Source organism: Mesorhizobium sp. M8A.F.Ca.ET.161.01.1.1, from assembly GCF_004792105.1.
GTDB lineage: Bacteria > Pseudomonadota > Alphaproteobacteria > Rhizobiales > Rhizobiaceae > Mesorhizobium.
Genome location: NZ_SRTD01000003.1, coordinates 22,950 through 47,682 on the forward strand (window position 1 = coordinate 22,950; position 24,733 = coordinate 47,682).

The following is a 24,733-nucleotide window of genomic DNA, read 5'->3' on the forward strand; positions in this document are numbered from 1 at the left end:
GCGGGCGCCCATGATGCAAAACATGGCCGCCCACGGTCCAAGGGATATGAAAATCCCGTCTCAAAGTCGGCATATTTGGTTCGAACATCCCCATGACTGCTGAACTATCCGCCGGCGCCACCGATCGCGCCGATGTGCCGGCCAGAGCCTTGCTCCTGCTGCCGCTGACGGTCGCCTGCGGCGTGTTCATGACCAGCCTCGACCAGAATGTCGTGGTGACGGCGCTGCCGGGCATCAGCGAAAGCCTTGGCCGTCCGCCGAGCCAGCTCGGCCTGCTGATCACCGTCTACGTCGCCAGCCTGATCATCTCCATGCCGCTCGGCGGCTGGGCGGCCGATCGTTTCGGCCTGCGCAACGTCTATTGCTTCGCCTTGCTGGTGTTTGCCGCTTCATCGGCTCTGTGCGGGCTCTCGAACGACATCTGGATGCTGGTCGGCGCCCGCGCGCTGCAGGGTTTCGGTGGCGCACTGATGGGCACGCTCGGCCAGGTCGTCATCCTGTCGACCTTCCCGCGCAGCCGGACCTTGAAGATCAACATGTATATCTCGCTGGCCGGCCAGTCCGGGCCGCTGGTCGGTCCGCTCGTCGGCGGCGCGCTGACCACCTACATCTCCTGGCGCTGGATTTTCTTCATCAACGTGCCGTTCGCGCTCGCCGCCGCAATCCTTGCCGCCTCACTGTTCCCGACAATGACCAAGCCCGTGCGCACGCGGTTCGATTTTCCAGGCTTTGTGCTGGTCGGCAGCGGCATGGTGCTGCTGGTCTTCGGCATGGACTCCCTTGCGGCGAAAGACGCCGCCAGCGGCATGATCGCGGCCGAGCTTGCGCTGGCGCTCATCATCCTGACGGCCGCCTCCTTCTATTGCCTGCGTGTGCGCAATCCCCTGCTCGATCTCAAGCTCCTGCGCATCCGCACCTTCCGCATCTCCTTCCTTACCGGAGGCGGCCTCGACACGATCGGTCTCAGCTCCGTCGTCTTCCTGCTGCCGCTGATGTTCCAGCTCGGCTTCGGCATGAGCGCGGTGCAGGCGGGATCGCTGACCTTCGTTGCGGCGGTCGGCTCGGTGGGTATGCGTTTCTTCATGCCACGCCTTCTCAACCGTTTCGGTTTTCGCCGCGTGCTGGTCTTCAACACGCCCGTGGTTGCCGCCATGGTCGCGGGCTTCGCCTTGATCCAAGCAACGACCCCGGTCTGGATCACGCTCACCTACATCTTCGTCTTTGGCGTCTTCCGCTCGGTGCAATGGGCTTCGACCGGCAATCTAGCCTATTCCGACATCGCGCCCGAGCAGCTCGCCCGCTTCAGCGCGCTCTATTACATCCTGTGGCAGCTGGCGATCGCCATCAGCGTCGGCCTCGCGGCCGCGATGCTGTCGTTTCTCGCCGGCGGCGGGCCGGCCGTCGCCAGCGATTTCCGGATCCTGTTCGTGATCGAGGGCATCATCACGCTCTGCGCGCTGCTTGCCTATCTCAAGCTGACGCCGCAGGACGGCGCCCATGTCAGCGGCCACGGCGCGCACATGAATACGGAATAGCGGCCCTGTCCCGGTTGGCGGCCGAGACCTATTCGCTGAACGTCACCCATTCCTCGAGCGGCTCACGATCGGTGCGGAAGGCGTTCTCGGGCTTGGAAGTGTCTTCATAGCCGAGCGCCATGCCGCAGACGACGATCTCCTCGTCGGGAATGCCGAGCACCGGCCGGATCTGCCGGTGATAGGGCGCGAAGGCCGCTTGCGGACAGGTATGCAGACCCCTGCCCCGCGCCGCGACCATGATGTTTTGCAGGAACATGCCGTAATCGATCCACGAACCCTGGTTGAGCCGGCGGTCGATGGTGAAGATCATGCCGACCGGCGCGTCGAAGAAGACGAAGTTGCGGTCGTGCTGGGCGCGCATCTTGTCGACCTCCCGGCGGCCTATGCCGAGTGCGCCATAAAGGCCGAACCCGTTGGCACGGCGGCGGGTGAGATAAGGCTCGAAGAACTGGGTGGGATAATAGCGATATTCGTCCCAGTCGGCTTTTTCCGCGCGGATGCCGGAATTCATGATGGCATCCGTGATCCGCCGCTTGGTCCCGCCCTTGGTAACGTAGACTCGCCACGGCTGCATATTGGTGCCGGAGGGAGCGCGCGCCGCAACAGTCAGTATGTCACGGATCGTCTCGTCATCGATCATGTCGGGCAGAAATGCACGCACCGAACGGCGCGACATGATCGCGTCGTCGACGATCTCGGCATCAACCGTGATTCGAGCCTTCTTTTCCAGCATGGGCCGTCCCTTAGCCGTTGTGTCGATCGGACGTCCCCACTCGCCGCTCGCGGCGGAGCCTTTGCATGAACCGTCAAAATCCTGCAAGCAAATCTTGAGCATTGGTGAAAATCTACTTGATTTTTTCATGAGCTTGATTTCTCATGAAATTCGGCTGAAAATTTTCATGAAGTGAGCGATTTGGTCTCCCCTAGCGCACGAACATTACAGGGACCTGACGAGCGCGTCCTGGCCGGCGATATCAGGGCCTTGCGCCGGGTGCGCGGACTGACGCTGGCCGAGATCGCGCTGAAGCTCGGCCGTTCGGTCGGCTGGGTCAGCCAGGTCGAGCGCGGCCTGTCGACGCCATCGCTCAGTGATCTCCGGGCCTTTGCCGACCTGTTCGGCGTGCCGATCAGCCTGTTCTTCAGCCATGACGTGCCCGTGGAGAGCGAGCGCGGCGTGGTGGTGCGCGCCGGCAAGCGCCGCACGCTTGGCACCAGCGAATCCGGTCTGGTGGAGGAGCTTCTGTCACCGGACCTCGGTGGTAGCTTCGAGATGGTGCGGTCGGTCTTCGCGCCGGGAGCGGAGTTGAAGAACGAGGCCCGCCGGCCGACCGAGGAGGCCGGATACATCGCGTCCGGCCAGTTCGACATCGAAATAGCCGGGGTCTGGCACCGGCTTGGCGAAGGCGACTCCTTCCGCTTCGAAGGCAAGCCTTACCGCTGGCGCAATCCGGGTAGCGAACCGGCTGTTGTCATCTGGGTGGTTTCGCCACCGGTCTATTGATTGATGAATGCATGTCGTCCGGAACCGTGCAGCGGTTTTGCGATAGCGACACGCATAGAAACAAAAAGAAAAGCGCGGCGCGCTTGAAGATTGGGAGAAGAACATGGCGGGTTTGCCGAGCACGGCGCGCGTGGTGATCATCGGAGGTGGCGTTGTCGGCACCTCCTCGCTCTATCATCTGGCCAAGGCCGGCTGGACCGACTGCGTGCTCCTGGAAAAGAACGAGCTGACCTCCGGCTCGACCTGGCATGCCGCCGGCAATGTGCCGACCTTCTCCTCCTCCTGGTCGCTGATGAACATGCAGCGCTATTCGACCGAGCTCTATCGTGGCCTCGCCGACGCGGTCGACTATCCCATGAACTACCATGTCACCGGTTCGCTCAGGCTCGCCCACACAAAGGAGCGCATGCAGGAGTTCCAGCGCGCCAAGGGCATGGGCCGCTATCAGGGCATGGACATCGACGTGGTCGGGCTCGACGAGATCAAGCGCCGCTATCCATTCCTCGAAACGCATGAATTGAAGGGCGCGCTCTACGATCCGAGCGACGGCGACATCGACCCGGCGCAGTTGACGCAGGCGCTGGCCAAGGGCGCGCGTGACATGGGCGCGAAAATCATCCGCTTCTGCCCTGTCACCGGCGTGCGCCGTGAGAAGGACGAATGGGTGGTCGAGACGCCGCAGGGCGAGATCCGCTGCGAGATCGTCGTCAATGCTGCCGGCTACCGTGCCGCCGAAGTCGGCAGGATGTTCGGCCGCGAAGTGCCGATGATGGTGATGAGCCACCAGTACATTCTATTCGAGGAAATCCCCGAACTCGCCGCATGGTCGAAGGAACAGGGCAAGAAGTTGCCGCTGCTGCGCGACGTCGACACTTCATATTATTTGCGCCAGGAAAAGGCCGGCATGAATCTCGGCCCCTATGAGCGTAATTGCCGCGCGCATTGGGCCACCCACAACGATCCCATGCCGGACGACTTTTCGTTCCAGCTCTTCCCCGACGATCTCGATCGGCTGGAGCATTATCTGGCCGACGCGGTCGCCCGCGTGCCGATCCTGGGCACCGCCGGCCTGTCCAAGGTCATCAACGGACCGATCCCCTATGCGCCCGACGGCAATCCGCTGATCGGGCCGATGCCGGGCGTTCCCAACGCCTTCGAGGCTTGCGTCTTCACCTTCGGCATCGCCCAGGGCGGCGGCGCCGGCAAGGTGTTGGCCGAATGGGTGACGCAGGGCCAGACCGAATGGGACATGTGGTCGTGCGATCCGCGCCGCTTCACCTCCTTTGCTTCCGCGCCGGACTATTGCGTGGCCAAGGGCATGGAAATCTACGGCAACGAATACGCCATCCAGTTCCCGCGTCACGCCTGGCCGGAAGGCCGCGACAGGAAACTGTCGCCGATCCACGATCGCATCAAGGCGCTGGGCGCCCGCTTCGATGCCTATAATGGCTGGGAACGCGCCACCTGGTACGCGCAGGACGGCGACGACATCTCCGAGGAAGCCACGCTGACCTTCCGCCGCGAGGGGCCCTGGCAGCAACGAGTCCGCGAAGAGTGTCTCGCGGTCCGCGACGCCGCCGGCATCCTCGACCTGCCCGGCTTCTCGCGCTTCAATCTCGAAGGCCCTGGCGCCGCCGAATGGCTGAGCCGGCAGGTAACCGGCCTGGTGCCGAAGCCCGGTCGCATCGGCCTGGTCTATTTCTCCGACGACAAGGGCCGCATCGTCACCGAAATGTCGGTGGTGCGCCATGGCGAGGAGTCCATGACGCTGATCACCGCGGCGGTGGCGCAGTGGCACGACTTCGAATGGCTGAAGTCGCACATGCCCAGGGATGCCGCGTTCAAGCTGATCGACCGGACAGAGGAATTCTCCACGCAGATCCTGGCCGGCCCCAATTCGCGAAAAATCCTTGCCGATGTCTGTGAGGCCGACCTGACCTTGCCATGGCTGACGCATCAGGAAACCAGGATCGCCGGCCGCTGGGCCAAGCTGGTTCGCGTCTCCTTCGCGGGCGAGCTCGGCTGGGAGATCCACACCAGGGTCGACGACACCGCCGCCATCTTCGATGCGATCTGTGCCGCCGGGCAGCACCACGGGCTGAAGCCGTTCGGCATGTACGCGCTGGATTCGCTGCGCCTGGAAAAGGGCTACCGCACTTGGAAGGGCGACCTGTCGACCGACTATTCGATCCTGCAGGGCGGGCTCGAGCGCTTCGTCAAATGGGAAAAGCCCGACTTCCGCGGCAAGGCGGCACTCCAGAACGAGAAACAGCAAGGCGTGAAGAAGCGCTTCGTCACGCTAGTGGTCGAAAACCCCGGCGACTGCGACGCGCCTTACATGTCGACGCTCTGGCATGACGGCCAGATCGTCGGTGAGACGACATCGGGCGGCTGGGGCCATCGTGTCGACAAATCGATCGCGCTCGGCATGCTGCGCGCCGATCTGAGCGAACCCGGCACCTCTGTCGAGGTCGAGATCTTCGGCGACCGTTTCAAGGCGGTCGTGCAGCAGGACGAGCCGTTGTGGGATCCGAAGAACGAAAGGCTGCGCGCATGAGGCCGGTTATCCTCACCGATGGCGGCATGGGCCAGGAGCTGGTGCGGCGCAGCAAGTCCGAGCCGACGCCGCTGTGGTCGGCCAGGGTGCTGATCGACGAACCGGACCTCGTGCGCGGCCTGCATGCCGAATTCATCCGCGCCGGCGCCCGGGTCATCACCATCAACACCTATTCGGCGACGCCCGAACGCCTGGCGCGCGAGGGCGCGGAAGACCTGTTCAAGCCGTTGCAGAAGCGTGGCATCGACCTCGCCAGGCAAGCCCGCGACGAGGCCGGCGACGCGGCGATCGCCGGCTGCCTGTCACCGCTTTTCGGCAGCTACGCGCCGGCGCTGACGATCTCCTACCGGGATACGCTCGACATCTACCGCCGCATCGTCGCCGAACAGGCTGATGGCGTCGACCTGTTCCTGTGCGAGACCATGGCCTCTGCCGAAGAGGCACGCGCGGCGGTCACCGCCGCATCGGAAAGCGGCAAGCCCGTCTGGGTGTCATGGACGCTGGCCGATCACGGCACGCCACGCTTGCGCAGCGGCGAGACGATTGCGTCGGCAGCGGACGCGCTCGGAAATCTGCCGGTGGCGGCGCGGCTGCTCAACTGCTGTCGCCCGGAAGCCATCGCGGCGGCCTTGCCGGAACTGGTCGAGCTCGGCGGCCCGGTCGGCGCCTATGCCAATGGCTTCACCTCCACCGAAGCACTCAAGCATGGCGGCACCGTGGACGTGCTGCATGCCCGCCACGACCTCGGTCCGGATGCTTACGCCGATCAGGCTGTCGGCTGGGTGGAAGCTGGAGCGGACATCGTCGGCGGTTGCTGCGAGGTCGGTCCCGCCCATATCGCCGCCTTGCGCGACCGGCTGCAACAGAACGGTTACGCGATCACGGGAGTCTTACATGCCTAAACCATCATCGCGCATTACCGGCATCGTGCCATCGGGCAAGGATGGCTGGGAGGTTCATTTCGCCGCCTGGAACCGCAAGGAGGCCGGCGAGGACATCATCATGCTGTCGGTCGGCGACCACGATTTCGACACGCCGTCGCAGACGATCGAAGCTTGTGTGGCAGCGGTCCGTGGCAGCAACCATCACTACACGCCGCTGCCCGGCCTGCCGCGCCTGCGCAAGGCCATGGCGGCGGCCTCCAGCGCCTGCACCGGCGTCGAGACGATGCCGGAAGAGGTCATCGCCACGCCGGGCGGCCAGGCGGCACTTTACGCTGCCGTGCAAGCCGTGCTCGATCAGGGCGACCACGCCATCGTGGTGGCGCCCTACTATGCCACCTACCCCAACACGTTCAGTGCCGCCGGCGCCAGTTTCACCGTGGTCGAGACACCGGCCGAGGATGGCTTCCAACCCCGTACGGACAAGATCCGTGCGGCAATCAAGCCCAACACGCGCGCCATCCTGATCAACACGCCGAACAATCCGACCGGTGCGGTCTACTCGCGCGAGCGGCTGGAACAACTGGCAAAGCTCTGCCGCGAGCACGACCTCTGGCTGCTTTCCGACGAGGTTTACTGGACGCTGGGCGGCGGCGAGCATGTCTCGCCGCGCTCGCTGCCCGGCATGGCCGAGCGCACGCTGGTCATCAATTCGATGTCCAAGAGCCACGGCATGACCGGCTGGCGCATGGGCTGGCTGACGGGTCCGGAGGAGATGATCACGCTGCTGACCAACCTCAACCTGGTGACAACCTACGGCCTGCCGGCCTTCATCTCGATCGCTTGCGCCGAGGCGCTGGAGCAGCACTATGGCGTCAAGGACATCGCCGAACGCTACGCCGCACGCCGCACCGTCCTGCTCGACGCGGTGCGCGGCATGAACGATGTCACCGTGCGCGGTTCCGAAGGCGGCATGTATGTCATGCTCGACATATCGGATGTCGAACCCGACGACGAGAAGTTCGCCTTCGCCTTTCTCGACAAGGAGAAGGTCGGCGTCATGCCCGGTTCCAGCTTCGGCGAAGCCGCGGCCGGCCATATCAGAATCAGCCTGTGCCAGCCCGAACCGGTACTGCGGGAAGCAGCCGCCCGGCTGCGCCGTTTTGTTTCCAGCTACCGTCGTGAGGCCGCATGACCGTCAAGACCATTCCCACCAAGGCGCGGGCCGTCATCATCGGCGGCGGCGTCTCCGGCTGCTCGGTCGCCTACCACCTAGCCAAGCTCGGCTGGACCGACATCGTGCTTTTGGAGCGCAAGCAGCTGACCTCGGGCACGACATGGCATGCCGCCGGCCTGATCGGACAGTTGCGCGGTTCGCAGAACATGACCCGGCTGGCGAAATATTCGGCCGACCTCTACGTGAAGCTGGAGGCCGAGACCGAGGTCGGCACCGGCATGCGCCAGGTCGGCTCGATCACCGTCGCGCTGACCGAGGAGCGCAAGCACGAGATCTACCGGCAGGCATCGCTCGCCCGCGCCTTCGATGTCGATGTGCGCGAGATTTCTCCCAATGAAGTCAAGCAGATGTATCCGCATCTCAACGTCTCCGACGTGGTCGGCGCCGTGCATCTGCCGCTCGACGGTCAATGCGACCCGGCCAACATCGCCATGGCGCTGGCCAAGGGCGCGCGCCAGCGCGGCGCCACCATTGTCGAGAATGTGAAGGTGACGAAGGTCCATACAAAAAATGGCCGCGTCACCGGCGTGTCCTGGGCGCAGGGCGAAGAGCAAGGCACCATCGAGGCCGACATCGTCGTCAACTGCGCCGGCATGTGGGCGCGCGAACTCGGTGCCCAGAACGGCGTTACCATCCCGCTGCATGCCTGCGAGCATTTCTATCTCGTCACCGAGCCCATCTCAGGCCTCGGCCGCCTACCGGTGCTGCGCGTGCCCGACGAATGCGCCTACTACAAGGAAGACGCCGGCAAGATGATGCTCGGCGCCTTCGAGCCGGTGGCCAAGCCATGGGGCATGGACGGCATCCGCGAGGACTTCTGCTTCGACCAGTTGCCCGAGGACATGGACCATTTCGAGCCTATCCTCGAAATGGGCGTCAACCGCATGCCGATGCTGGCCACCGCCGGCATCCACACATTCTTCAACGGCCCGGAAAGTTTCACCCCCGACGACCGCTACTATCTCGGCGAGGCGCCGGAACTGCGCGGTTATTGGATGGCGACCGGCTACAACTCGATCGGCATCGTCTCGTCCGGCGGCGCCGGCATGGCGCTGGCGCAGTGGATCAACGATGGCGAAGCGCCGTTCGACCTGTGGGAAGTCGACATCCGCCGCACCCAGCCGTTCCAGAAGAACCGCCGCTATCTCAAGGAGCGCGTCTCCGAAACGCTCGGCCTGCTCTATGCCGACCATTTTCCCTACCGGCAGATGGCGACATCGCGTGGCGTGCGCCGCTCGCCCTTGCATGAACATCTGAAGGCGCGTGGCGCCGTGTTCGGCGAGGTTGCCGGCTGGGAGCGCGCCAACTGGTTCGCGCGCGAAGGCCAGGAGCGCGAATATCGCTATTCCTGGAAGCGGCAGAACTGGTTCGACAACCAGCGCGAGGAACATCTGGCGGTCCGCAACAAGGTCGGCCTGTTCGACATGACCTCGTTCGGCAAAATCCGTGTCGAAGGTCGCGACGCTCAGCGTTTCCTGCAAAGGCTCTGCGCCAACGACATGGATGTGGCGCCGGGCAAGATCGTCTACACGCAAATGCTCAACCAGCGCGGCGGCATCGAGAGCGACCTCACCGTCTCTCGCCTCTCAGATACGGCCTATTTCCTCGTCGTGCCAGGGGCCACGCTGCAACGCGACCTCGCCTGGCTGCGCCGGCATGTCGGTGAGGCGTTCGTCGTCATCACCGATGTCACCGCGGCCGAAAGCGTGCTCTGCCTGATGGGTCCGGATGCGCGAAAACTGATCCAGAAGGTCAGCCCCAACGACTTCTCCAACGAGAACAATCCGTTCGGCACCTTCCAGGAGATCGAGATTGGCATGGGGCTCGCCCGGGCGCACCGCGTCACCTATGTCGGCGAACTCGGCTGGGAGCTCTATGTCTCTACCGAACAGGCTGCCCATGTCTTCGAGGCGGTCGACGAGGCCGGCGCGGATGTCGGCCTGAAACTCTGCGGCCTGCACACGCTGGATTCCTGCCGCATCGAAAAGGCTTTCCGCCATTTCGGTCACGATATCACCGATGAGGACAATGTGCTGGAAGCAGGCCTTGGCTTCGCAGTGAAGACAGCCAAGGGCGATTTCATCGGCCGCGACGCCGTGCTGAAGAAGAAGGAGGCCGGGTTGAACCGCCGGCTGGTCCAGTTCCGGCTGAAGGACCCGCAGCCGCTGCTCTTCCATAACGAGGCGATCCTGCGCGACGGCAAGATCGTCGGTCCGGTCACCTCCGGCAATTACGGCCATCATCTCGGCGGCGCCATCGGCCTTGGCTATGTGCCATGCCAGGGCGAAAGCGAGGCGGATGTGCTCGCTTCATCTTATGAGATCGAGATCGCCGGCGAACGGTTTGCCGCCGAATCATCGCTGAAGCCGATGTATGATCCGAGGTCGGAACGGGTGAGGATGTAGCGCGGCGCCTCTTCCTTCTCCCCTTGTGGGAGAAGGTGGATCGGCGCGCAGCGCCGAGACGGATGAGGGGTGTTCCAGCGGAGTGAGGCGTTGGCGTTCCCTGGAGCACCCCTCATCCGACCTCGCTTCGCGAGGCCACCTTCTCCCACAAGGGGAGAAGGCAAGTGCTGCTCTCAAAAACGCTCCAGCTTCGCCCGCACCTTGACCAGAAACGCCGCTCTCGTCGCCGGCGTCGAGGCATCCATCAAATAATGCGCCAGGAAAAACGTCTTGCAGCGTCTGGCGCACAGCGCCCGCATGCCGCGCAGCAAGGTCTTGCGTCCGGGCTGGCCGACGACGACGCTCCACCAGGTTGGCGCACCACAGGTGGTGATGACGCCGACCTTGGTGACATGCGTCATCAGCGACTTGATCCCGCCCTTGCCCGCCGGCAGCTTGAAGGCGATGTCGGTCGCCCACACCCGGTCGAGCCAGCCTTTCAGCATCGCCGGCAGCCCATACCACCAGGTCGGATAGACGAATAGGATCGCCTCGGCCCAATTGAGCAGTTCGAAATGCGGCTTCAGCGCCGGATCCTGCGGCGCATGGTCGTTGAAACTGCGCCGCTCCTCGCAGCTCATCACCGGATCGAATTTCTCGGCATAGAGGTCGAGCAGCCGCACGTCCCAGCCTCGACGCGTCAGCACGTCCACGGCGGTGTCGCGGATCGCGGCGCAAAAGCTCTCCGGCACCGGATGGCAATAGACGACAAGCGCACGCATCAGAATGCATCCATGCTGGCCGCGACCTTCGTCATGAAGGACTTGCGCGTTTCGTCGGTCGACAGGTTCATCGCATAATGGGCGAGATAGGAGACGGGAGCGCCGGGCTTGATCGTCGCGCGCAGCATGCGCTTCACGACCTTGCGCGGCGGATCGCCCATCACCATGGCGCGGAACCGGCTGCCGCCATAGGTGGTGACAGCCGCCAGTTTACGGATGTTGTGCAGCGTCGGCTGCACTTTGCCATCGACCAGCTTGAACGACACGCCGGGCAGGAAGACGCGGTCGAAAAATCCTTTCAGGATCGCCGGATAGCCGTAGTTCCAGACCGGAAATGACAGCACCAGGGCCTCGGCCGCCTGCAGCCTCTGAATGTAGCCGGCAACCGCATCCCCTGGTCCACGCGGGTCGTGATAGCCAAGCCGTTCCGCCCGCGTCAGGCGCGGGTCGAAATTCTCTGCGTAGAGGTCGCAGTTGTCGACTGTATGACCCGCCGCCGTCAGCCGCTCGACGATCATCCGGTGCAGGCCGGCATTGAAGCTGGTCTCGACCGGATGGGCGTAGAGCACGAGGATGTTCATCAGCCTGCCTTTTGCAGCCCCTTGAACAGAAAAGTCCGGCCCGAACGGTAGTCGTAGTCCGGGTTTTCCCAGGCGATCATCTTGCCGGGGTTGAGCAGGCCTTCCGGATCGGTCTCGCGCTTGAAGGCCAACTGCACGGCGTCGGTCTGCTTCATGCCGCCCTCTTCCAGCGTGTAGCGGTGCGGGTTGAAGATCGGGCAGCCATTGTCCTCATGCAGGCGGATGATTTCGTCGAGCCTCGCCTCGGTGGTGAACTTGACCAGCGGCAGGCCGAAGCAGGTGATGTTGCCGTCCAGCCGGACGAATTCGAGATGCGAGAACACCTCGCCAGGGAACATTGCATCCATCTTCTCGACCAGCGCCAACTGGTCGGGAAAGGGATAGAGCGATTGCAGATAGGTAATCGACGGATCGACCCGCAGTGCCCTGAGCGTGGTGTGGTTCCAGGCCAGCTCGTAGGCCGGCGGCAGGCCCTTTTTCTCCTCCGGCGCGACAAGGGCAGCGTTGAAGATCACGTCGCCCCCGGCGCGGCGCGTAAAGGCCAGGAAGGCGTCCAGCCCGTGCCGAGCCACCATGACGACGCAGATGCTTTGCCCTTCCCTGAAAAATTTCTGGTGCCGCTTGAAGTAGAGTTGCGGCACGGGTGCCGCGATCGGCGTGATCAGCTTGGTCAGGATGCCGTCCTGGCAGGCGAGCGCGTTTCCATAACGGGCTGCTTCCATGAAGGCGTCGAAACCGACGATGACATCGATCCAGTCATAGGCTGCCGTCAGCGGCATCTCGACCTCGGATATGATGCCATTGGTGCCATAGGCGTGGGTCACCTTGTGCAGGTTCTCGCCTGTCAGTTCGAGCACCTTCGGCTCGGCCTCCATCGTCACCACGCGCAGCCGCAGCACGTTGCCGAAGTCGCGCAATCCGCCGAAATTGATCGAGCCGACACCGCCAGAACCACCGGCGATGAAGCCGCCGATGGAGGCGGTGTTGTAGGTCGAGGGCGACAGCCTCAGTTCCTGGCCGGAATGCGCCCGCGTCGCCTTGTCGATGTCGGCCAGCACCGCGCCGGGTCCGGTCACCACGCGGCCTGGGCCGATCAACTTGATCTCGTTCATCTCGGCGAGGTTGAGTACCACCCCGCCCGACAGCGGCATTGCCTGGCCGTAATTGCCGGTGCCGCTGCCGCGCGGCGTCACCGGCACGCCATGGCGGTGACAGGCGGCAAGCACGCGGATCAGTTCGGCCTCGGTCTTCGGCGTCACGATGAGGTCGCCGGTGACGTGGTCGAGCTGCCGTTTCAGCACCGGGCTGTACCAGTAGAAGTCGCGGCTCTTCTGCTGGACGATCGCCGGATTGTCGTCGAGCTTTATCCCGTCGAGATCGCGTTTGAGCGCCGAAACATCCATCATTCCACCATCAGCTCGTCGAGTTCGGCATAGTCGGGCAATTGCCGGTCGATCGCGCGTCCGGCGCGCACGACGATGCGATCCGATTCGGGCCGCGACAGCAATTCCGTCCAGCTTCGACCTTTGAACAGGATGAAGTCGGCGTCGCCGCCGGCGGCAAGCATGCCGAAGCCATCGAGCCGCATCACCTTGGCCGGTGTCGCGGTCACCGCCTGCGGCCAGTCGGCGACCGGATGATCGAAATGCAGGATGCGCGTCGCCATGCGATAGACTTCCAGCATGTCGAGATCACCATAGGCGTAGAAGGGGTCGCGCGTGTTGTCGGAAGCGACGGCCACCGGAATGCCCCTCGCCTTCATCTCGTGCAGCAGAGTCACGCCACGCCAGCGCGGCGTGGTGCCGTCGCTCCGTCGATCCTGCAAATAAAGATTGCACATCGGCAGCGACACGATGGCGAGCCCGGCCTTCGCCACCTTGTCCAGCGTGTCCAGCACCTCGAGATCGGGCTGCCGCGCCAGTGAGCAGCAATGGCCGACGAGGATCTTGCCCTCGAATCCGTTCCACAGGGCTGCCTCGGCGATCTTTTTCAGCGAGATCGCGGCGACATCGTTGGTCTCGTCGGCGTGAAAATCGAGGTCGAGCCCGTGCTTGATCGCCTGCGCGAAGACGTGGTCGAGCAGTTCCTCCAGGTCCGGCACCATATAGGTCACCACACCCAGCACGCCCTTGGCGGCGGCCACTCGTTTGGCCAGCCTGTCGAACCATTTTCTGTCGCGCACGCCCTCGATGCCAAGCAGGCAGGCGCCCTGCAATTCGATGCGGCCGCGCCAGGCCTCGCGGATCGTCTCGAACTCCGGCCAGGAGATTTCCTCCTGCGGGGCGACGCTGTCGATATGGGTTCTGAGCGCCCTGGTGCCATGCGCGTAGGCCGAGCGCAGCGAAAAATTCATGCGCCGCGCCACGTCCTCGGCGCTCCAGCGCGCCGCGCGGTCGGCGCCGGTGGCGTTCAGCGCACCCATGAAACTGCCGTCGGGATTGGGCTTTCGCGACCAGATATGGCCCTTGTCGATATGCGTGTGGCAATCGACGAAACACGGCAGCACGATACGGCCGCCAAGATCGATGGCGCCGGCCGGCACTTTCGATGCGGCATGCGCCGCGATGCTGGAAATCTTGCCATCGGCGACGGTGATGTCGGCCAGCGCAAAACCATCTCTGTCGAAGACCGAGGCAAAGCCCGGCGTCAGCGACGCGTGAAGCCGGACATTGGTTAAGTGGTAGGGACCTGAGGCTGGTATCAAGGCACTAGCGCTCCTGCTTCAACGCGCTCTCGTGCCAGCGCCGCAATATAAGATGCGAAATCAGCGACAGCACGAGGAAGATCAGAATGCCGGTGAGCGAAATCAAAAACAGCGCCGCGAACAGCCTTGGCGCATTCAGCCGGTAGCCGGCTTCGATGATGCGCGAGGCGAGCCCCGACGACTGGCCGGTGGCGCCGGCGACGAACTCGGCCACCACCGCGCCGATCAGCGACAGGCCGCCGGCAATCTTCAGCCCGCCGAGAAAATACGGCATCGCCGCCGGCAGTCTGAGATAGCGCAGCTGCTGCCAACGCGTCGCGCCATTGAGCTTGAACAGGTCGCGCAGATTGCGGTCGACGGAGTTGAGGCCGAGCGTGGTGTTGGACAGGATCGGAAAAAAGGCGACGATCCAGGCGCAGAGCAGAAGCTTGGTCGTCTGGTTGTCGACATAGATGTTGATCAGCGGAAAGATCGCCACGATCGGCGTCACCTGCAGGACGATGGCGAACGGGAAGAACGACATCTCCACCCATTTCGACTGCGCGAACAAGACCGCCAGGCCGACGCCGCCGACAACCGCGAGGAGCAGGCTGAGGAAGGTGATGCGTAAGGTGACCAGCAGTGCGGAGAACAACAGGCCAGCATCGTTGTAGAGCGTCCACAGCACCACGCCCGGCCGCGGCAGGATGTACTGCGGAATCTCGTTCCAGACGCAGATGCGGTCCCAAAGCCAGATCGCCAGGATCATGATCGCCAGCGGCAGCACCCAGCGGCCGATCCGCTCGAGTCGCTCCTGGCGCACGCGCCGCGCTTCCTCGGGGTCGAGTTTCAACGTGCCGTCAATGACCGTCATGATGCGAGCCCGCCGTTGAATTGATGGCATTGACCAGAACGTCGGAGGCCTGCCGGCACAGCGCTGCATAATCCGGCGACGTGCGGAAAGCCTCGTCGCGCGGATAGGATGCCTCGATGGCGAGTTCGTCGAACACCCTGCCCGGCCGCGCCGCCATGACGACGACGCGGTTGGACAGAAACACGCTTTCGAACACACTGTGGGTGACGAAGATGACGGTGAAGCGCTCGTCCTGCCACAGTTCCAGCAGGTCGTTGTTGAGCTTGAAGCGAGTGATCTCGTCAAGCGCGGCGAACGGCTCGTCCATCAACAGCACGCGCGGCTTGGTCACCATGGCGCGTGCGATCGAGACACGCATCTTCATCCCGCCGGACAGCTCGCGCGGCACCGCGTCCTCGAACCCGGTGAGGTGAACCCGCGCCAGCATTTCCGTTATTGCCGGTGCGGCCTTGGCGCGAGAAATGCCTTTCAGCCTGAGCGGCAGCCAGACATTGTCGAAGACGCTGGCCCAGGGCAGCAGCGTCGGCTCCTGGAAGACGAAGCCGATATTGGCACGGTCGAGCGAGCCGCCGCCGCGCCAGTCGAGCACGCCTGACGTCGGCGTCGACAGGCCGGCGATCAGCCGCAGCGCCGTCGACTTGCCGCAACCGGACGGTCCGAGCAGGCTGAGGAAGTCGCCTTCCCGGATCGTCAGGTCGACATCGCTGAGCGCCGTCACGCCATTGGAAAACACCTTGCCGACGCCACGCAGCGCCAACAAGGTCGGAGCGACGTCCAAGGCCGGCGCTTGCGCCACCTTCTCCCTCTTCATGCCGGGACCGGCCTATTTCTTCAGCTCGAGCCCGACGCCCTTGTTGACGAAGGCCAGCGTGTAGGCCTTCGTGATGTCGATGCCTGCAGGCGTGACCTTGGCCTTGACCATCTTGTCGTAGAAACTCTTGATCCGCGCATCGGTCATGGCGCCGATGCCGAGCTTCTCGGTGTCGCCGGAATCGGCAAGGCCGAACTTCTTCATCTGCTCGATCGAGAAGGCGATCTGCTCGTCGCTCATGTCAGGATTATCTTTCTTGATCATGTCGTTGGCGGCCTTGTTGTCGCCGTAGAGGTATTTGTACCAGCCCTTGGCCGAGCCATCGACGAAGCACTGGACCACCTCGGGCTTCTTGTCGATCGTGTCCTGCATCACCTCGATCGTGGTCGAATAGGTGTCCCAGCCATAGTCGGCGAGCAGGAACTGGTTCGGCACGAAGCCGCCTTCCTTCTTGACCGCGAACGGCTCCGAGGTGACGTAGCCCTGCTGGATCGACTTCTTGTTGGCGAGGAAAGGAGCGGTGTTGTAGGTGTAGGGCGCGCGCTTTGAAGCATCGAAACCGAGCTCGATGACCATCCACTGGAAGAAGGTCTGCGCACCTTCATCGCCCAGAATGTACTGCTCGGCGTTCTTCAGGTCTTCCCATTTATCGAGCCCCTCGCCGGGGTGGGACATGATGACCTGTGGATCCTTCTGGAAATCCGCCGCCACCACGCGCATCGGAATGCCTTGCTGGACGGCATCGAAGGCCGACAGCAAATTGCCGCCCATGTAGAAATCGATCTTGCCGGCGAGCAGCATCGGCCGGCCGCTGACCTGCGGGCCGCCCTGCATGATCGTGACATCGAGGCCGCAGGCGGCATAGGTGCCATCCGCCACGGCCTGGTAATAGCCGCCATGCTCCGGCTCGGCGAGCCAGTTGGTGCCGAAAGTGACTTTTTCATTCGCCGCCGCGCCCAGCGTGCTGGCCGCAAGCAGAGCCACGACAGCCACCGAAATCTTCTGTTTCACGTACATTGACACCGCCCTTTATTTGCACCGGCGCGTTGCGCGCCGTGCTTGACACCAAAGATTCAAGAAGCAAGACACATGCCACCGGCGTCGCGCGCCGGGACCCGCCCGCCTGCACCACAGCCATCTGCGAAAGCCGGAAAGGTCGTGCTGCACCGAAGGGCATCGTGCCTATTTTTTGAACGCCTGTCCACAATCGCACGGGCGACATGCACCGCCATCTTGATGGTGCAATGCATCCGGCCCTAGGCTGACGATATCCAGGAGATTGCCATGTTCAAGTTTCTCACCCCGAAGTCGATCAAGCCGCCCTTTGCCCGTTACAGCCACGGCGTCCAGGTGCCGGCCGGCAAGCGGCTGGTGCTGTGCTCGGGCCAGGTCGCCATCACGGCGGACGACCAGATACCGGAAGACGCCGGCGCGCAGGCCGAACTCTGCTTCAAGAACATCGCGGCGATCCTGGGCGAAGCCGGGCTGGGGTTGCCTGATATCGTTCGCATCAACGCTTACGTCACCGACCGTGCGCATCTGCGGCCCTATATGGGGGTCCGTGACCATATGTTCTCCAGCCCGGCGCCGGCCTCGACGCTGATGATCGTTTCCGGCTTTGCCAGGCCCGAATTCAAGGTCGAGGTCGAGGTCATCGCGGCCGGGTAAGAAGCGCCAGTGAAACCCTACGAATCGACAGTCCAATCGTCTAAAGTCACGCGAAGTTGGCGCTGCCCCTCATCCGCCTGCCGGCACCTTCTCCCCGTATAGAGACGGGGAGAAGGGAAGCGCTCCGAGGCTGGCGATCCCCTCTCCCCGTCCTTACGGGGAGAGGGTAAGGGTGAGGGGCAGCGCCGACGCCAAATCAGTTCCGTTGAGGCACAAAATGAACGAGACAAAAAAACGCGTCTGGTGGGGCGACTACCGGACATCAGAATATGCCTCGATCGATCCCGAGGCGACTATAGCGGTGTTGCCGCTGGCGGCGATCGAGCAGCATGGGCCGCATCTTCCTGTGTCGACCGACACCTCGATCATGAACGGCATGCTCGACACGGTGATCGCACGCCTGCCCGAGGACCTCGACATCCGTATCCTGCCGGTCCAGGCGGTGGGCAAGTCGAATGAGCATCTCCATGCGCCGGGCACATTGACCCTGCCGGCAACGACGCTGATCGAGGCGTGGACCGAGCTTGGGCTGTCGATCGCGCGCGCCGGCGTGCGCAAGCTCATCGTCGTCAATTCGCATGGCGGCAATGAGGAGATCATGGGCATCGTCACGCGCGAACTGCGCGTGCGCGAAAAGATGTTGGCGGTGAAGACCAGTTGGCAGCGCTTTGGCCGCCCGGCCGGCATGTACACCGAGCTCGAGGACCGTCACGGCATCCATGGCGGCGATGTCGAGACCTCTTTGATGCTGCATTTCCGGCCGGATCTCGTCGACATGGGCAAGGCCGACAATTTCATTTCCAACGTTGCCAAGGCCGAGAAGGACTTCTCGCTGCTGCGCCACACCGGCACGCATGCCTTCGCCTGGATCGCTGGGGATCTCAACCCCAACGGCGTGGTCGGCGACGCCAGCATTGCAACGGCAGAGAAAGGCCGATTGACCGCGCAATATCAGGCCGACGGCTTCATCAACCTGCTGCGGGACATGCGCAAGGCAAAGCTCGCGGAGTGGCTGAAATAGCCGCCTAAATATCGATCTTGAGCGCGAACGGCGTGCCTTCGAAGGCGTCGGCCCCTCGCCCGATCGACTCGATCGCCTCAATCATGCGGCCCTTGCGCTCGAGCAGCGTGTCGGCCACCGCGATCAGTCGCGGATTGGGCGTCGCCGAAGGAGACAGCGCGCGCAACGTCTGCGCCAGTTCCAGCTCATTGCGCTTAGGCGCCAGCGCCGCGGTGATGATGTAGGCCGAAGCCGTCGAACGGCTGATGCCGGCATAGCAGTGAACCACCATCGGCCTTGCCCGGTCCCAGCGGCGCGCGAAATCGAGCAGACTGCGCACATGCTCCTCGCCAGGCATGGTCATGCCGTCCTGCGCCATCGCAATGTCATGCATGACCAGATGCAGGTGGTTTTCCCTAGGGATCGAGGCCGGACGCACCACATCCGTCCCGGCCGCAAGCAGCGATAGCATGCGGTCGGCGCCTGTCCTGGCCACCGTTTCCTCGATCTTCGCCAGCGAGCAGACATGGATCATTGTTTCTAACCTTTCGACCGATCCTCGCGCCGCGACGCCCAATCGGCAAGCGCGGATTCGAGCCTGCGCCATTCCACCTCGCTCCCCGGCAGGCCGGCGCGCAGGACATGCGGCCGGCCGGAGAAATGCCGGAGCAGAATGCCGCTCTCGCCAAGCGCGGAAAACAGGCCGCCGGCATCGGGGAGGCTGAGATAGCGGAACAATGTGGTGCCGCCAGCGACGCGAACGCCGAAACGGCCGAACAGCGCATCGAGGCGCGCCGACGCATCCACCAGCGACGCCCGCATCGCATCCTGCCACCCAAGATCGGCGAGCGCGCGGATGCCATATTCCAACGCCGGCCCGGCGACGGCCCAAGGTCCGAATTGTGTCTCCAGCCGCTCGACCGTCGGCGCATCGGCAAGCGCGAACCCAAGCCGCAGGCCGGCCAGACCAAAGAACTTGCCGAAGGAACGCAGCACAACGATGCCGCCCTGGCCGACATCGCCGGCGAGACTGTGCTCGCGCGGGCCGACATCCATGAACGCCTCGTCGACGACCAGCAACCCGCCCCTGGCGCGCAACCTGGCGGCCAGCGCCAGCAGCCGGTCGCGCTCGATGATGCGCCCATCCGGATTGTTCGGATTGACGATGATGGCGAGGTCGGCTTCGGCCAGCGCGGCGAAATCGCCGACCCCGGCCACCTCGTGCCCGGCGATTGCCGCCGCCCTGGCGTGTTCCGCATAGGTCGGCGCCAGCACCAATGCCTTGCCGGGCCGCACCAGCGATGCCACGCGCGGCAGCAGAATCTGCGTACCAGGCGCCGCCACGACGTTGCCCGCTGAAGGCGCGCCATAGGTTTGGGCCGCAATCTCTATCAGCTCGCACCCACGCGCGGCCTCCGGCAATCGCCACAGGGCGGTGGCGGGCAGGTCGAAAAGCGGGTAGGAGTGCGGATTGATACCGGTCGAGAGGTCGACGAACGGCAGCACGGCATTGGGGAAAAGCGCCCTTGCCCGGCCAAGACTTCCACCATGGTCCACCGCTCCTTCAAGAAGCTTCATGTCAGTCCTGATCGCTTTCCTGTCATTGGTTGTCGAATTCGCCCTCGGTTATCCCGACTGGCTGTTTCGCGCCATCGGCCATCCGGTGACGTGGTTCGGAAGGCTGATATCCTTTCTCGACTTGAGGCTCAACCGCGCCACTGATCCCGACGCGCTGCGTCGCCAACGTGGTGTCCAGGCGCTTCTCGTCATCGTGCTGGTGCCGGCGGCAGCAGGTCTTTGCGTGCAGCTTGTCCTGCTCTGGTTCGTCCCCTTGGGATTGATCATTGCCGTCCTTCTGGCGACATCGCTTCTGTCGCAGAAAAGCCTTTACGAACACGTCGAAGCCGTCGCCGACGCGCTCGACAGCGGAGGCCTCGACATGGGCCGAGCCGCCGTCTCGCGAATCGTTGGCCGCGATCCCGAAACGCTGGACCGCGCCGGCGTCTGCCGGGCGGCGATCGAGAGCCTGGCGGAGAATTTCTCCGACGGCATCGTCGCCCCCGCCTTCTGGACCGGTGTCGGCGGGCTGGCCGGCGGCGCCGCCTACAAGGCCGCCAACACCGCCGATTCGATGATCGGCCACCGCACCCCACGCCATGAGGCCTTCGGCTGGGCGGCGGCACGCTTCGACGATTGGATCAACCTGCCGGCATCACGGCTGACGGCGGTGCTGATTGTGCTGGCCGCTTTCCTGGTCAAGGGCACCGACCCCGGCAATGCCTGGCAGGCGGTACGGCGCGACGCGAAAAAACACCGCTCGCCCAATGCCGGCTGGCCGGAAGCGGCCATGGCCGGCGCACTTGGCCTCGCGCTCGCCGGGCCGCGCAGCTATGGCGGCGTCGTGGTCGACGACGTCTTCATGGGCGAAGACGGACGACGCGATGTCGACAGCGGCGACATCCGGCGGGCGCTCCAACTTTATCGTGTCGCCGACTATTTGCTGATTGGCCTGTTTGGGCTGATCGCGGTGATCGCAATCCTGGTGTTCTAGAACTCGATGCCCTGCTGCGCTTTTACGCCGGCGGAAAAATGGTGCTTCGTCAGCCCCATCTCGGTGACCAGGTCCGCCGCCTCGACCAGCGCCGGCTTCGCGTTGCGACCGGTGACGACAACGTGCAGGCCCTCGCGGCGAGCCTTGAGCGCGGCAACCACCTTGTCGAGATCGAGATAATCGTAGCGCAGCGCGATGTTGAGTTCATCGAGCACGACAAGGCTGATCGAGGGGTCGCCAATCAATTCCACGGCCTTGGCCCAGGCGGCTTCGGCGGCCGCGATGTCGCGCTTCAGATCCTGCGTTTCCCAGGTGAACCCCTCGCCCATCGCATGCCAGACGATCCGGTCGCCGAAGGCGGCGAAAGCGTCCTTCTCGCCGGTGTGCCATTTGCCCTTGATGAACTGGACGACGCCGACGCGCTTGCCGTAGCCGAGCATCCGCAGTGCGAGACCGAAGGCGGCCGTGGTCTTGCCCTTGCCGGGGCCGGTGTTGACGATCAGCAACCCCTTCTCGATCGTCTTGCCCGCGACCTCGGCGTCCTGCACCGCCTTGCGCTTGGCCATCTTGGCGCGATGGCGTTCTTCATCCCGGTCTTTGGAGCCCTTGTCTTCGGTCATTTCATTTCACCTTGAGCGGTAGCCCCGCCACCATCAGGAGCACCGTATCGGCGACCGCGGCGACCCGCTGGTTGAGCCGACCGGCGTCGTCGCGAAAACGCCGCCCCAGCGCATTGTCGGGCACGATGCCTTGCCCGACCTCGTTCGACACCACGAACCACGGCCCGCGCGGCCGCGACAGAACGTCCGCCAGCCGTCGGCACGCGGCCTCGACGTCGTGATCCGCCAGCATGTGATTGGTCAGCCACAGCGTCAGGCAGTCGACAAGCACCGGCTGATCATCCGGCAACGCCTCCAGGGCTTCGGCAAGGTCGAGTGGCGCGTCGATGGTCGACCAGCCCTCGCCGCGCCGCGAGCGGTGCAGCGCGATGCGTTCATGCATCTCGTCGTCATAGGCTTGCGCCGTGGCGATATAGGCCCATGGCGAGGGCAACGCCGCCACCAGGGTTTCTGCGTGCGCGCTCTTGCCGGAGCGCGCACCACCGATGATGAAGGTCAGCTTGCCCAGATCAGGCAAAGCTGTCGCGCAGGCTGGTCGCCGTGCCGGTGAAGCGCCCGCGAACCACGCCAACGACCGCGCCGAGCACCAGCCAGAACACCAGATTTGTCACCGTCACCGCCACCACGAACTGATGGTGCAGGCCTTCCGGGATCGGTGTCTCGAAGCTGTCGGGCTGCGGCGCGCCGACAATGTGCGGCGCGACGATCAGCAAGACCGCGAGGATGGTCAACGGCAGCGATCTGCGAAACACGATCAGGCCAAGGCCGATAGCGGTTGCCGCCACCGTTGCCGACCACCAGATCTGGCGCGGCAGGAGATCGGCCGCCGGCATTGCAGGCAGCTCCGGCTGCAGGCCGAGGCCAGGCGCCAGTGTGAACACGGCAAAGCCGGCCAGACCCCAGAAAACGCCCTGGCGCCAGTTGCCGACGCCGCCTGCGAATTCCGAAACCGCGACCAGGACCAATGCGAAGCCGATGCCGGTGACGATATTGGCAAGCACGCTGAAGGCGAAACGCTCTAAGCCGTCGGCCGGCGCCCAGCCTTCATCCTCCGCTACCGGAGCAGCTGCTTCCGCTGCCGGCGCGGCGGAACTCATGGCATTGCCTGCCGGAGCGGCCGTGCTCACGGCGCCGGTATCGGTTGCCGCGGGTGCCGCGCCATGGTCGTGATGATGGCCGCCGCCTGCCTTTTCGTAGACTTCCGCTTTCAGGATCAGCGGAACGGTCGCATAGGCCTGCATGCAGGCAAGAACGACACCGGCCACGAGCCCCGCGATCGCCGCGACGAACACGACGTTGCGAAAAAGGTTCATGATGTCAGATCCCAGTTAGTGGCAGGGAAACGCCATCGAGTGGCGATAATCGTGGGCGGCGTTGTGGACCGCATCGATGTGCGAGAAGCCGACAAAGCCGACAACGAAAATGCCGAGCAGCGCGGCGAGCGCGAGCTGCATGAAGCGCGACTGCGAGGAGACGGAGGCGCCGAGGGAGACGGTAGCAGTGGTCATTTCCAGTCCTTTCGCCCTCCACCCGAGGGCATAGAAGTCAGTCTTTTCGCCGCCGGCAGGTCTCCTGGCTCGCGGATAAGCGCCCTTCCCCACCTTCCCGAAGAAAAATCTTCAGTGGCATATGGAGAGGACTACCGCACACAGTTGCGGGGGCAGCCACGGCATTGGGCGAAACCTCGCCCGCACCGCATTCCCTCTTGGCTCCCAAAAAGGAACCGACGACGTTGGTGACTATAGGGAAATTCGCCGCGCGCGGCAAACCAAATTCCGACAGCCGCCAGCGCAGGAGCGTCGTATCGGCAAAGCCGCTCCCATCCCGTCCTGATTGACAAACTTCATGGCCGGGTGTCGGCTGGCAAGCCTCACAGGAAGCCAGCCATGCAGCCCAATGCCAGCGAGCGCGATCCTTATAACGGGCTGACCCGTACCGAGCCGACGCTGCCCTCATCGGCATATTGGGACCAGGAGAGCTATAAGCGTGATCTCGACGCCATCTGGTACAGAGACTGGCTGCTCGTCTGCCGCGAGGCCGATCTGGCGCAGCCGCTAGCCTTCCGCCGATTCCGCATCGGCACGCAGGACATCCTCGTGCTGCGCGACGACACAGGTGAGCTGCGCGCCTTCCACAACACCTGCCGCCATCGCGGCTCGCAGCTTTGCCAGGAGAGCGAGGGCCGCCTGAAAGCGCGGCTGATAACCTGCCCGTATCACGCCTGGTCCTACTCGCTGCGCGGCGAGCTGGTGCGCGTGCCGTCGAAATCGCTGCCTGACGGCTTCGACAAGGCCGATCACCCGCTTTATCGCGTCGCGCTCTCGGTGTGGCGCGGCTTCGTCTTCGTCAATCTTGCTGAAGATGCCGCCGGCTCGGCGCAATCCTCCTTCGATCCCGCGTCCGGCAACCTCGGCAACTGGCCGCTCGAAACGCTGGTCTCAGGCCATGTGCTGCGCAAGGTCATGAACTGCAACTGGAAGATCTTTTGGGAAAACTTCAACGAGTGCCTGCACTGTCCGGGCGTCCACAAGGACCTGTCGCGGCTGGTGCCGATCTATGGCCGCGGCCTGATGAGCCGGCATGACGATCCCGAATGGCTCCGCCACGCCGACAATGACGCGCCGGAATTTTCCGGCGGCTTGCGCGCAGGCGCCCAGACCTGGTCGCGCGACGGCCAGACGCACGGGCCGGTCTTCTCAGGGCTGAAGCCGGCGGAACGCAGCGCCGGCCAGACCTATGCCACCAGCCTGCCCTCGATGTTCATCGTCGGCCATGTCGACTATGTCAGGACCGTGCGCCTGGTGCCGCTCGGTCCCGAACAGACGGAGCTTGTCGCGGAGTGGCTGTTCGCGCCCGAGGCCCTCGCCGAGACCGATATCGACAACATCATCACCTTTGGCACACAGGTGCTGGAGGAGGACGCCGCCATCTGCGAGGTCAACCAGAAGGGCTTGCGCTCGATGCGCCACACAGCCGGCGTGCTGATGCCCGAGGAATATGATCTGCACCGCTTCCACAATTGGGTGCGCGAGCGCCATGCGGCGGTGACATGAGGGTATGTCGAGATT

At 64.0% G+C, this 24,733-nt stretch carries 24 protein-coding genes and 1 riboswitch; of the genes, 10 read left to right on the forward strand and 14 right to left on the reverse strand.

Annotation, left to right across the window (positions count from 1 at the left end):
* Window positions 1-92: 92 nt before the first annotated feature.
* Window positions 93-1,535 (forward strand): MFS transporter, encoded by a 1,443-nt coding sequence (locus tag EN804_RS08755; RefSeq protein WP_135919198.1) that lies wholly within the window; start codon window positions 93-95, stop codon window positions 1,533-1,535.
* Window positions 1,536-1,563: 28 nt separating this feature from the next.
* Here EN804_RS08755 and EN804_RS08760 read toward each other — a convergent pair whose 3' ends face one another.
* Window positions 1,564-2,268: a nitroreductase gene (locus EN804_RS08760; protein ID WP_189524475.1), complete on the reverse strand. Its 705-nt coding sequence runs from the start codon at window positions 2,266-2,268 to the stop codon at window positions 1,564-1,566.
* Window positions 2,269-2,439: 171 nt separating this feature from the next.
* On the opposite strand from EN804_RS08760, the gene EN804_RS08765 reads away from it, so the two are divergent.
* From EN804_RS08765 to EN804_RS08785, 5 genes are all read left to right on the forward strand, one after another.
* Window positions 2,440-3,036 (forward strand): XRE family transcriptional regulator, encoded by a 597-nt coding sequence (locus EN804_RS08765; protein ID WP_189521743.1) that lies wholly within the window; start codon window positions 2,440-2,442, stop codon window positions 3,034-3,036.
* A 103-nt stretch (window positions 3,037-3,139) separates the two neighbouring features.
* Window positions 3,140-5,593, forward strand: coding sequence for an FAD-dependent oxidoreductase (locus tag EN804_RS08770; protein ID WP_135919200.1), 2,454 nt, complete (start codon window positions 3,140-3,142; stop codon window positions 5,591-5,593).
* Complete coding sequence (locus EN804_RS08775) at window positions 5,590-6,495, forward strand: homocysteine S-methyltransferase family protein (RefSeq protein WP_135919201.1); 906 nt, start codon at window positions 5,590-5,592, stop codon at window positions 6,493-6,495. The genes EN804_RS08770 and EN804_RS08775 overlap by 4 nt, the downstream gene beginning before the upstream one ends.
* Window positions 6,488-7,669, forward strand: a complete 1,182-nt coding sequence (locus EN804_RS08780; RefSeq protein WP_135919202.1) for a pyridoxal phosphate-dependent aminotransferase — start codon at window positions 6,488-6,490, stop codon at window positions 7,667-7,669. The genes EN804_RS08775 and EN804_RS08780 overlap by 8 nt, the downstream gene beginning before the upstream one ends.
* A complete protein-coding gene (locus EN804_RS08785) occupies window positions 7,666-10,116 on the forward strand; it encodes an FAD-dependent oxidoreductase (RefSeq protein WP_135919203.1) in 2,451 nt (816 codons plus the stop codon). Before EN804_RS08780 ends, EN804_RS08785 begins: the two co-directional genes overlap by 4 nt.
* 173 nt (window positions 10,117-10,289) lie before the next feature.
* Here EN804_RS08785 and EN804_RS08795 read toward each other — a convergent pair whose 3' ends face one another.
* The 7 genes from EN804_RS08795 to EN804_RS08825 are packed head-to-tail and all read right to left on the reverse strand — an operon-like array spanning window position 10,290 to window position 16,843.
* Entirely contained in the window at window positions 10,290-10,877 is a 588-nt protein-coding gene (locus EN804_RS08795; protein ID WP_135919204.1) for an NAD(P)H-dependent oxidoreductase, read from the reverse strand.
* Window positions 10,877-11,458 carry an NAD(P)H-dependent oxidoreductase gene (locus EN804_RS08800; RefSeq protein WP_167531380.1) on the reverse strand — a complete coding sequence of 194 codons (582 nt, stop codon included), beginning with the start codon at window positions 11,456-11,458 and terminating at the stop codon, window positions 10,877-10,879. Before EN804_RS08800 ends, EN804_RS08795 begins: the two co-directional genes overlap by 1 nt.
* On the reverse strand, window positions 11,458-12,861 hold the full coding sequence (locus tag EN804_RS08805) for an FAD-binding oxidoreductase (RefSeq protein WP_127871735.1): 1,404 nt from the start codon (window positions 12,859-12,861) through the stop codon (window positions 11,458-11,460). The genes EN804_RS08800 and EN804_RS08805 overlap by 1 nt, the downstream gene beginning before the upstream one ends.
* Entirely contained in the window at window positions 12,861-14,162 is a 1,302-nt protein-coding gene (locus EN804_RS08810) for a cytosine deaminase (RefSeq protein ID WP_135919205.1), read from the reverse strand. Before EN804_RS08810 ends, EN804_RS08805 begins: the two co-directional genes overlap by 1 nt.
* Window positions 14,163-14,166: 4 nt before the next feature.
* Entirely contained in the window at window positions 14,167-15,015 is an 849-nt protein-coding gene (locus EN804_RS08815) for an ABC transporter permease (protein ID WP_127871556.1), read from the reverse strand.
* Complete coding sequence (locus EN804_RS08820) at window positions 15,002-15,826, reverse strand: ABC transporter ATP-binding protein (RefSeq protein ID WP_135919206.1); 825 nt, start codon at window positions 15,824-15,826, stop codon at window positions 15,002-15,004. The genes EN804_RS08815 and EN804_RS08820 overlap by 14 nt, the downstream gene beginning before the upstream one ends.
* A 12-nt stretch (window positions 15,827-15,838) precedes the next feature.
* Window positions 15,839-16,843, reverse strand: coding sequence for an ABC transporter substrate-binding protein (locus tag EN804_RS08825; RefSeq protein WP_127277990.1), 1,005 nt, complete (start codon window positions 16,841-16,843; stop codon window positions 15,839-15,841).
* Window positions 16,844-17,110: 267 nt separating this feature from the next.
* Between EN804_RS08825 and EN804_RS08830 the strand changes: the two genes are divergently transcribed.
* Window positions 17,111-17,494 carry a RidA family protein gene (locus tag EN804_RS08830; RefSeq protein WP_135919207.1) on the forward strand — a complete coding sequence of 128 codons (384 nt, stop codon included), beginning with the start codon at window positions 17,111-17,113 and terminating at the stop codon, window positions 17,492-17,494.
* A gap of 217 nt (window positions 17,495-17,711) precedes the next feature.
* Window positions 17,712-18,515: a creatininase family protein gene (locus EN804_RS08835; protein WP_127871559.1), complete on the forward strand. Its 804-nt coding sequence runs from the start codon at window positions 17,712-17,714 to the stop codon at window positions 18,513-18,515.
* Window positions 18,516-18,519: 4 nt separating this feature from the next.
* Here EN804_RS08835 and EN804_RS08840 read toward each other — a convergent pair whose 3' ends face one another.
* Together EN804_RS08840 and cobD are read right to left on the reverse strand one after the other, a co-directional pair.
* The gene (locus EN804_RS08840; RefSeq protein ID WP_127871560.1) at window positions 18,520-19,029 is read right to left on the reverse strand and encodes a tyrosine phosphatase family protein; all 510 of its coding nucleotides are present in this window, start codon (window positions 19,027-19,029) and stop codon (window positions 18,520-18,522) included.
* Window positions 19,030-19,034: 5 nt separating this feature from the next.
* Window positions 19,035-20,072, reverse strand: coding sequence for a threonine-phosphate decarboxylase CobD (gene cobD, locus EN804_RS08845; protein WP_127871561.1), 1,038 nt, complete (start codon window positions 20,070-20,072; stop codon window positions 19,035-19,037).
* Here cobD and cbiB point away from each other — a divergent pair.
* Window positions 20,071-21,045 (forward strand): adenosylcobinamide-phosphate synthase CbiB, encoded by a 975-nt coding sequence (cbiB, locus tag EN804_RS08850; RefSeq protein ID WP_127280780.1) that lies wholly within the window; start codon window positions 20,071-20,073, stop codon window positions 21,043-21,045. The two genes, cobD and cbiB, sit on opposite strands and share 2 nt — an antisense overlap.
* Here the strand turns inward: cbiB and cobO are convergent.
* Genes cobO through EN804_RS08870 form a run of 4 tightly spaced genes read right to left on the reverse strand, consistent with a single transcriptional unit; the run spans window position 21,042 to window position 23,173 of the window.
* Complete coding sequence (gene cobO / locus EN804_RS08855; protein WP_127280781.1) at window positions 21,042-21,665, reverse strand: cob(I)yrinic acid a,c-diamide adenosyltransferase; 624 nt, start codon at window positions 21,663-21,665, stop codon at window positions 21,042-21,044. The two genes, cbiB and cobO, sit on opposite strands and share 4 nt — an antisense overlap.
* Before the next feature lies 1 nt (window position 21,666).
* Window positions 21,667-22,182 carry a bifunctional adenosylcobinamide kinase/adenosylcobinamide-phosphate guanylyltransferase gene (gene cobU, locus EN804_RS08860; protein ID WP_127280782.1) on the reverse strand — a complete coding sequence of 172 codons (516 nt, stop codon included), beginning with the start codon at window positions 22,180-22,182 and terminating at the stop codon, window positions 21,667-21,669.
* Complete coding sequence (locus tag EN804_RS08865; protein WP_135915683.1) at window positions 22,175-22,978, reverse strand: CbtA family protein; 804 nt, start codon at window positions 22,976-22,978, stop codon at window positions 22,175-22,177. The genes cobU and EN804_RS08865 overlap by 8 nt, the downstream gene beginning before the upstream one ends.
* Before the next feature lie 15 nt (window positions 22,979-22,993).
* Window positions 22,994-23,173: a CbtB domain-containing protein gene (locus tag EN804_RS08870; RefSeq protein ID WP_127280551.1), complete on the reverse strand. Its 180-nt coding sequence runs from the start codon at window positions 23,171-23,173 to the stop codon at window positions 22,994-22,996.
* A 36-nt stretch (window positions 23,174-23,209) separates the two neighbouring features.
* A riboswitch (cobalamin riboswitch) is annotated at window positions 23,210-23,408 on the reverse strand.
* A 143-nt stretch (window positions 23,409-23,551) separates the two neighbouring features.
* Here EN804_RS08870 and EN804_RS08875 point away from each other — a divergent pair.
* Entirely contained in the window at window positions 23,552-24,718 is a 1,167-nt protein-coding gene (locus EN804_RS08875; RefSeq protein WP_127871565.1) for an aromatic ring-hydroxylating dioxygenase subunit alpha, read from the forward strand.
* Window positions 24,719-24,733 lie beyond the last annotated feature (15 nt).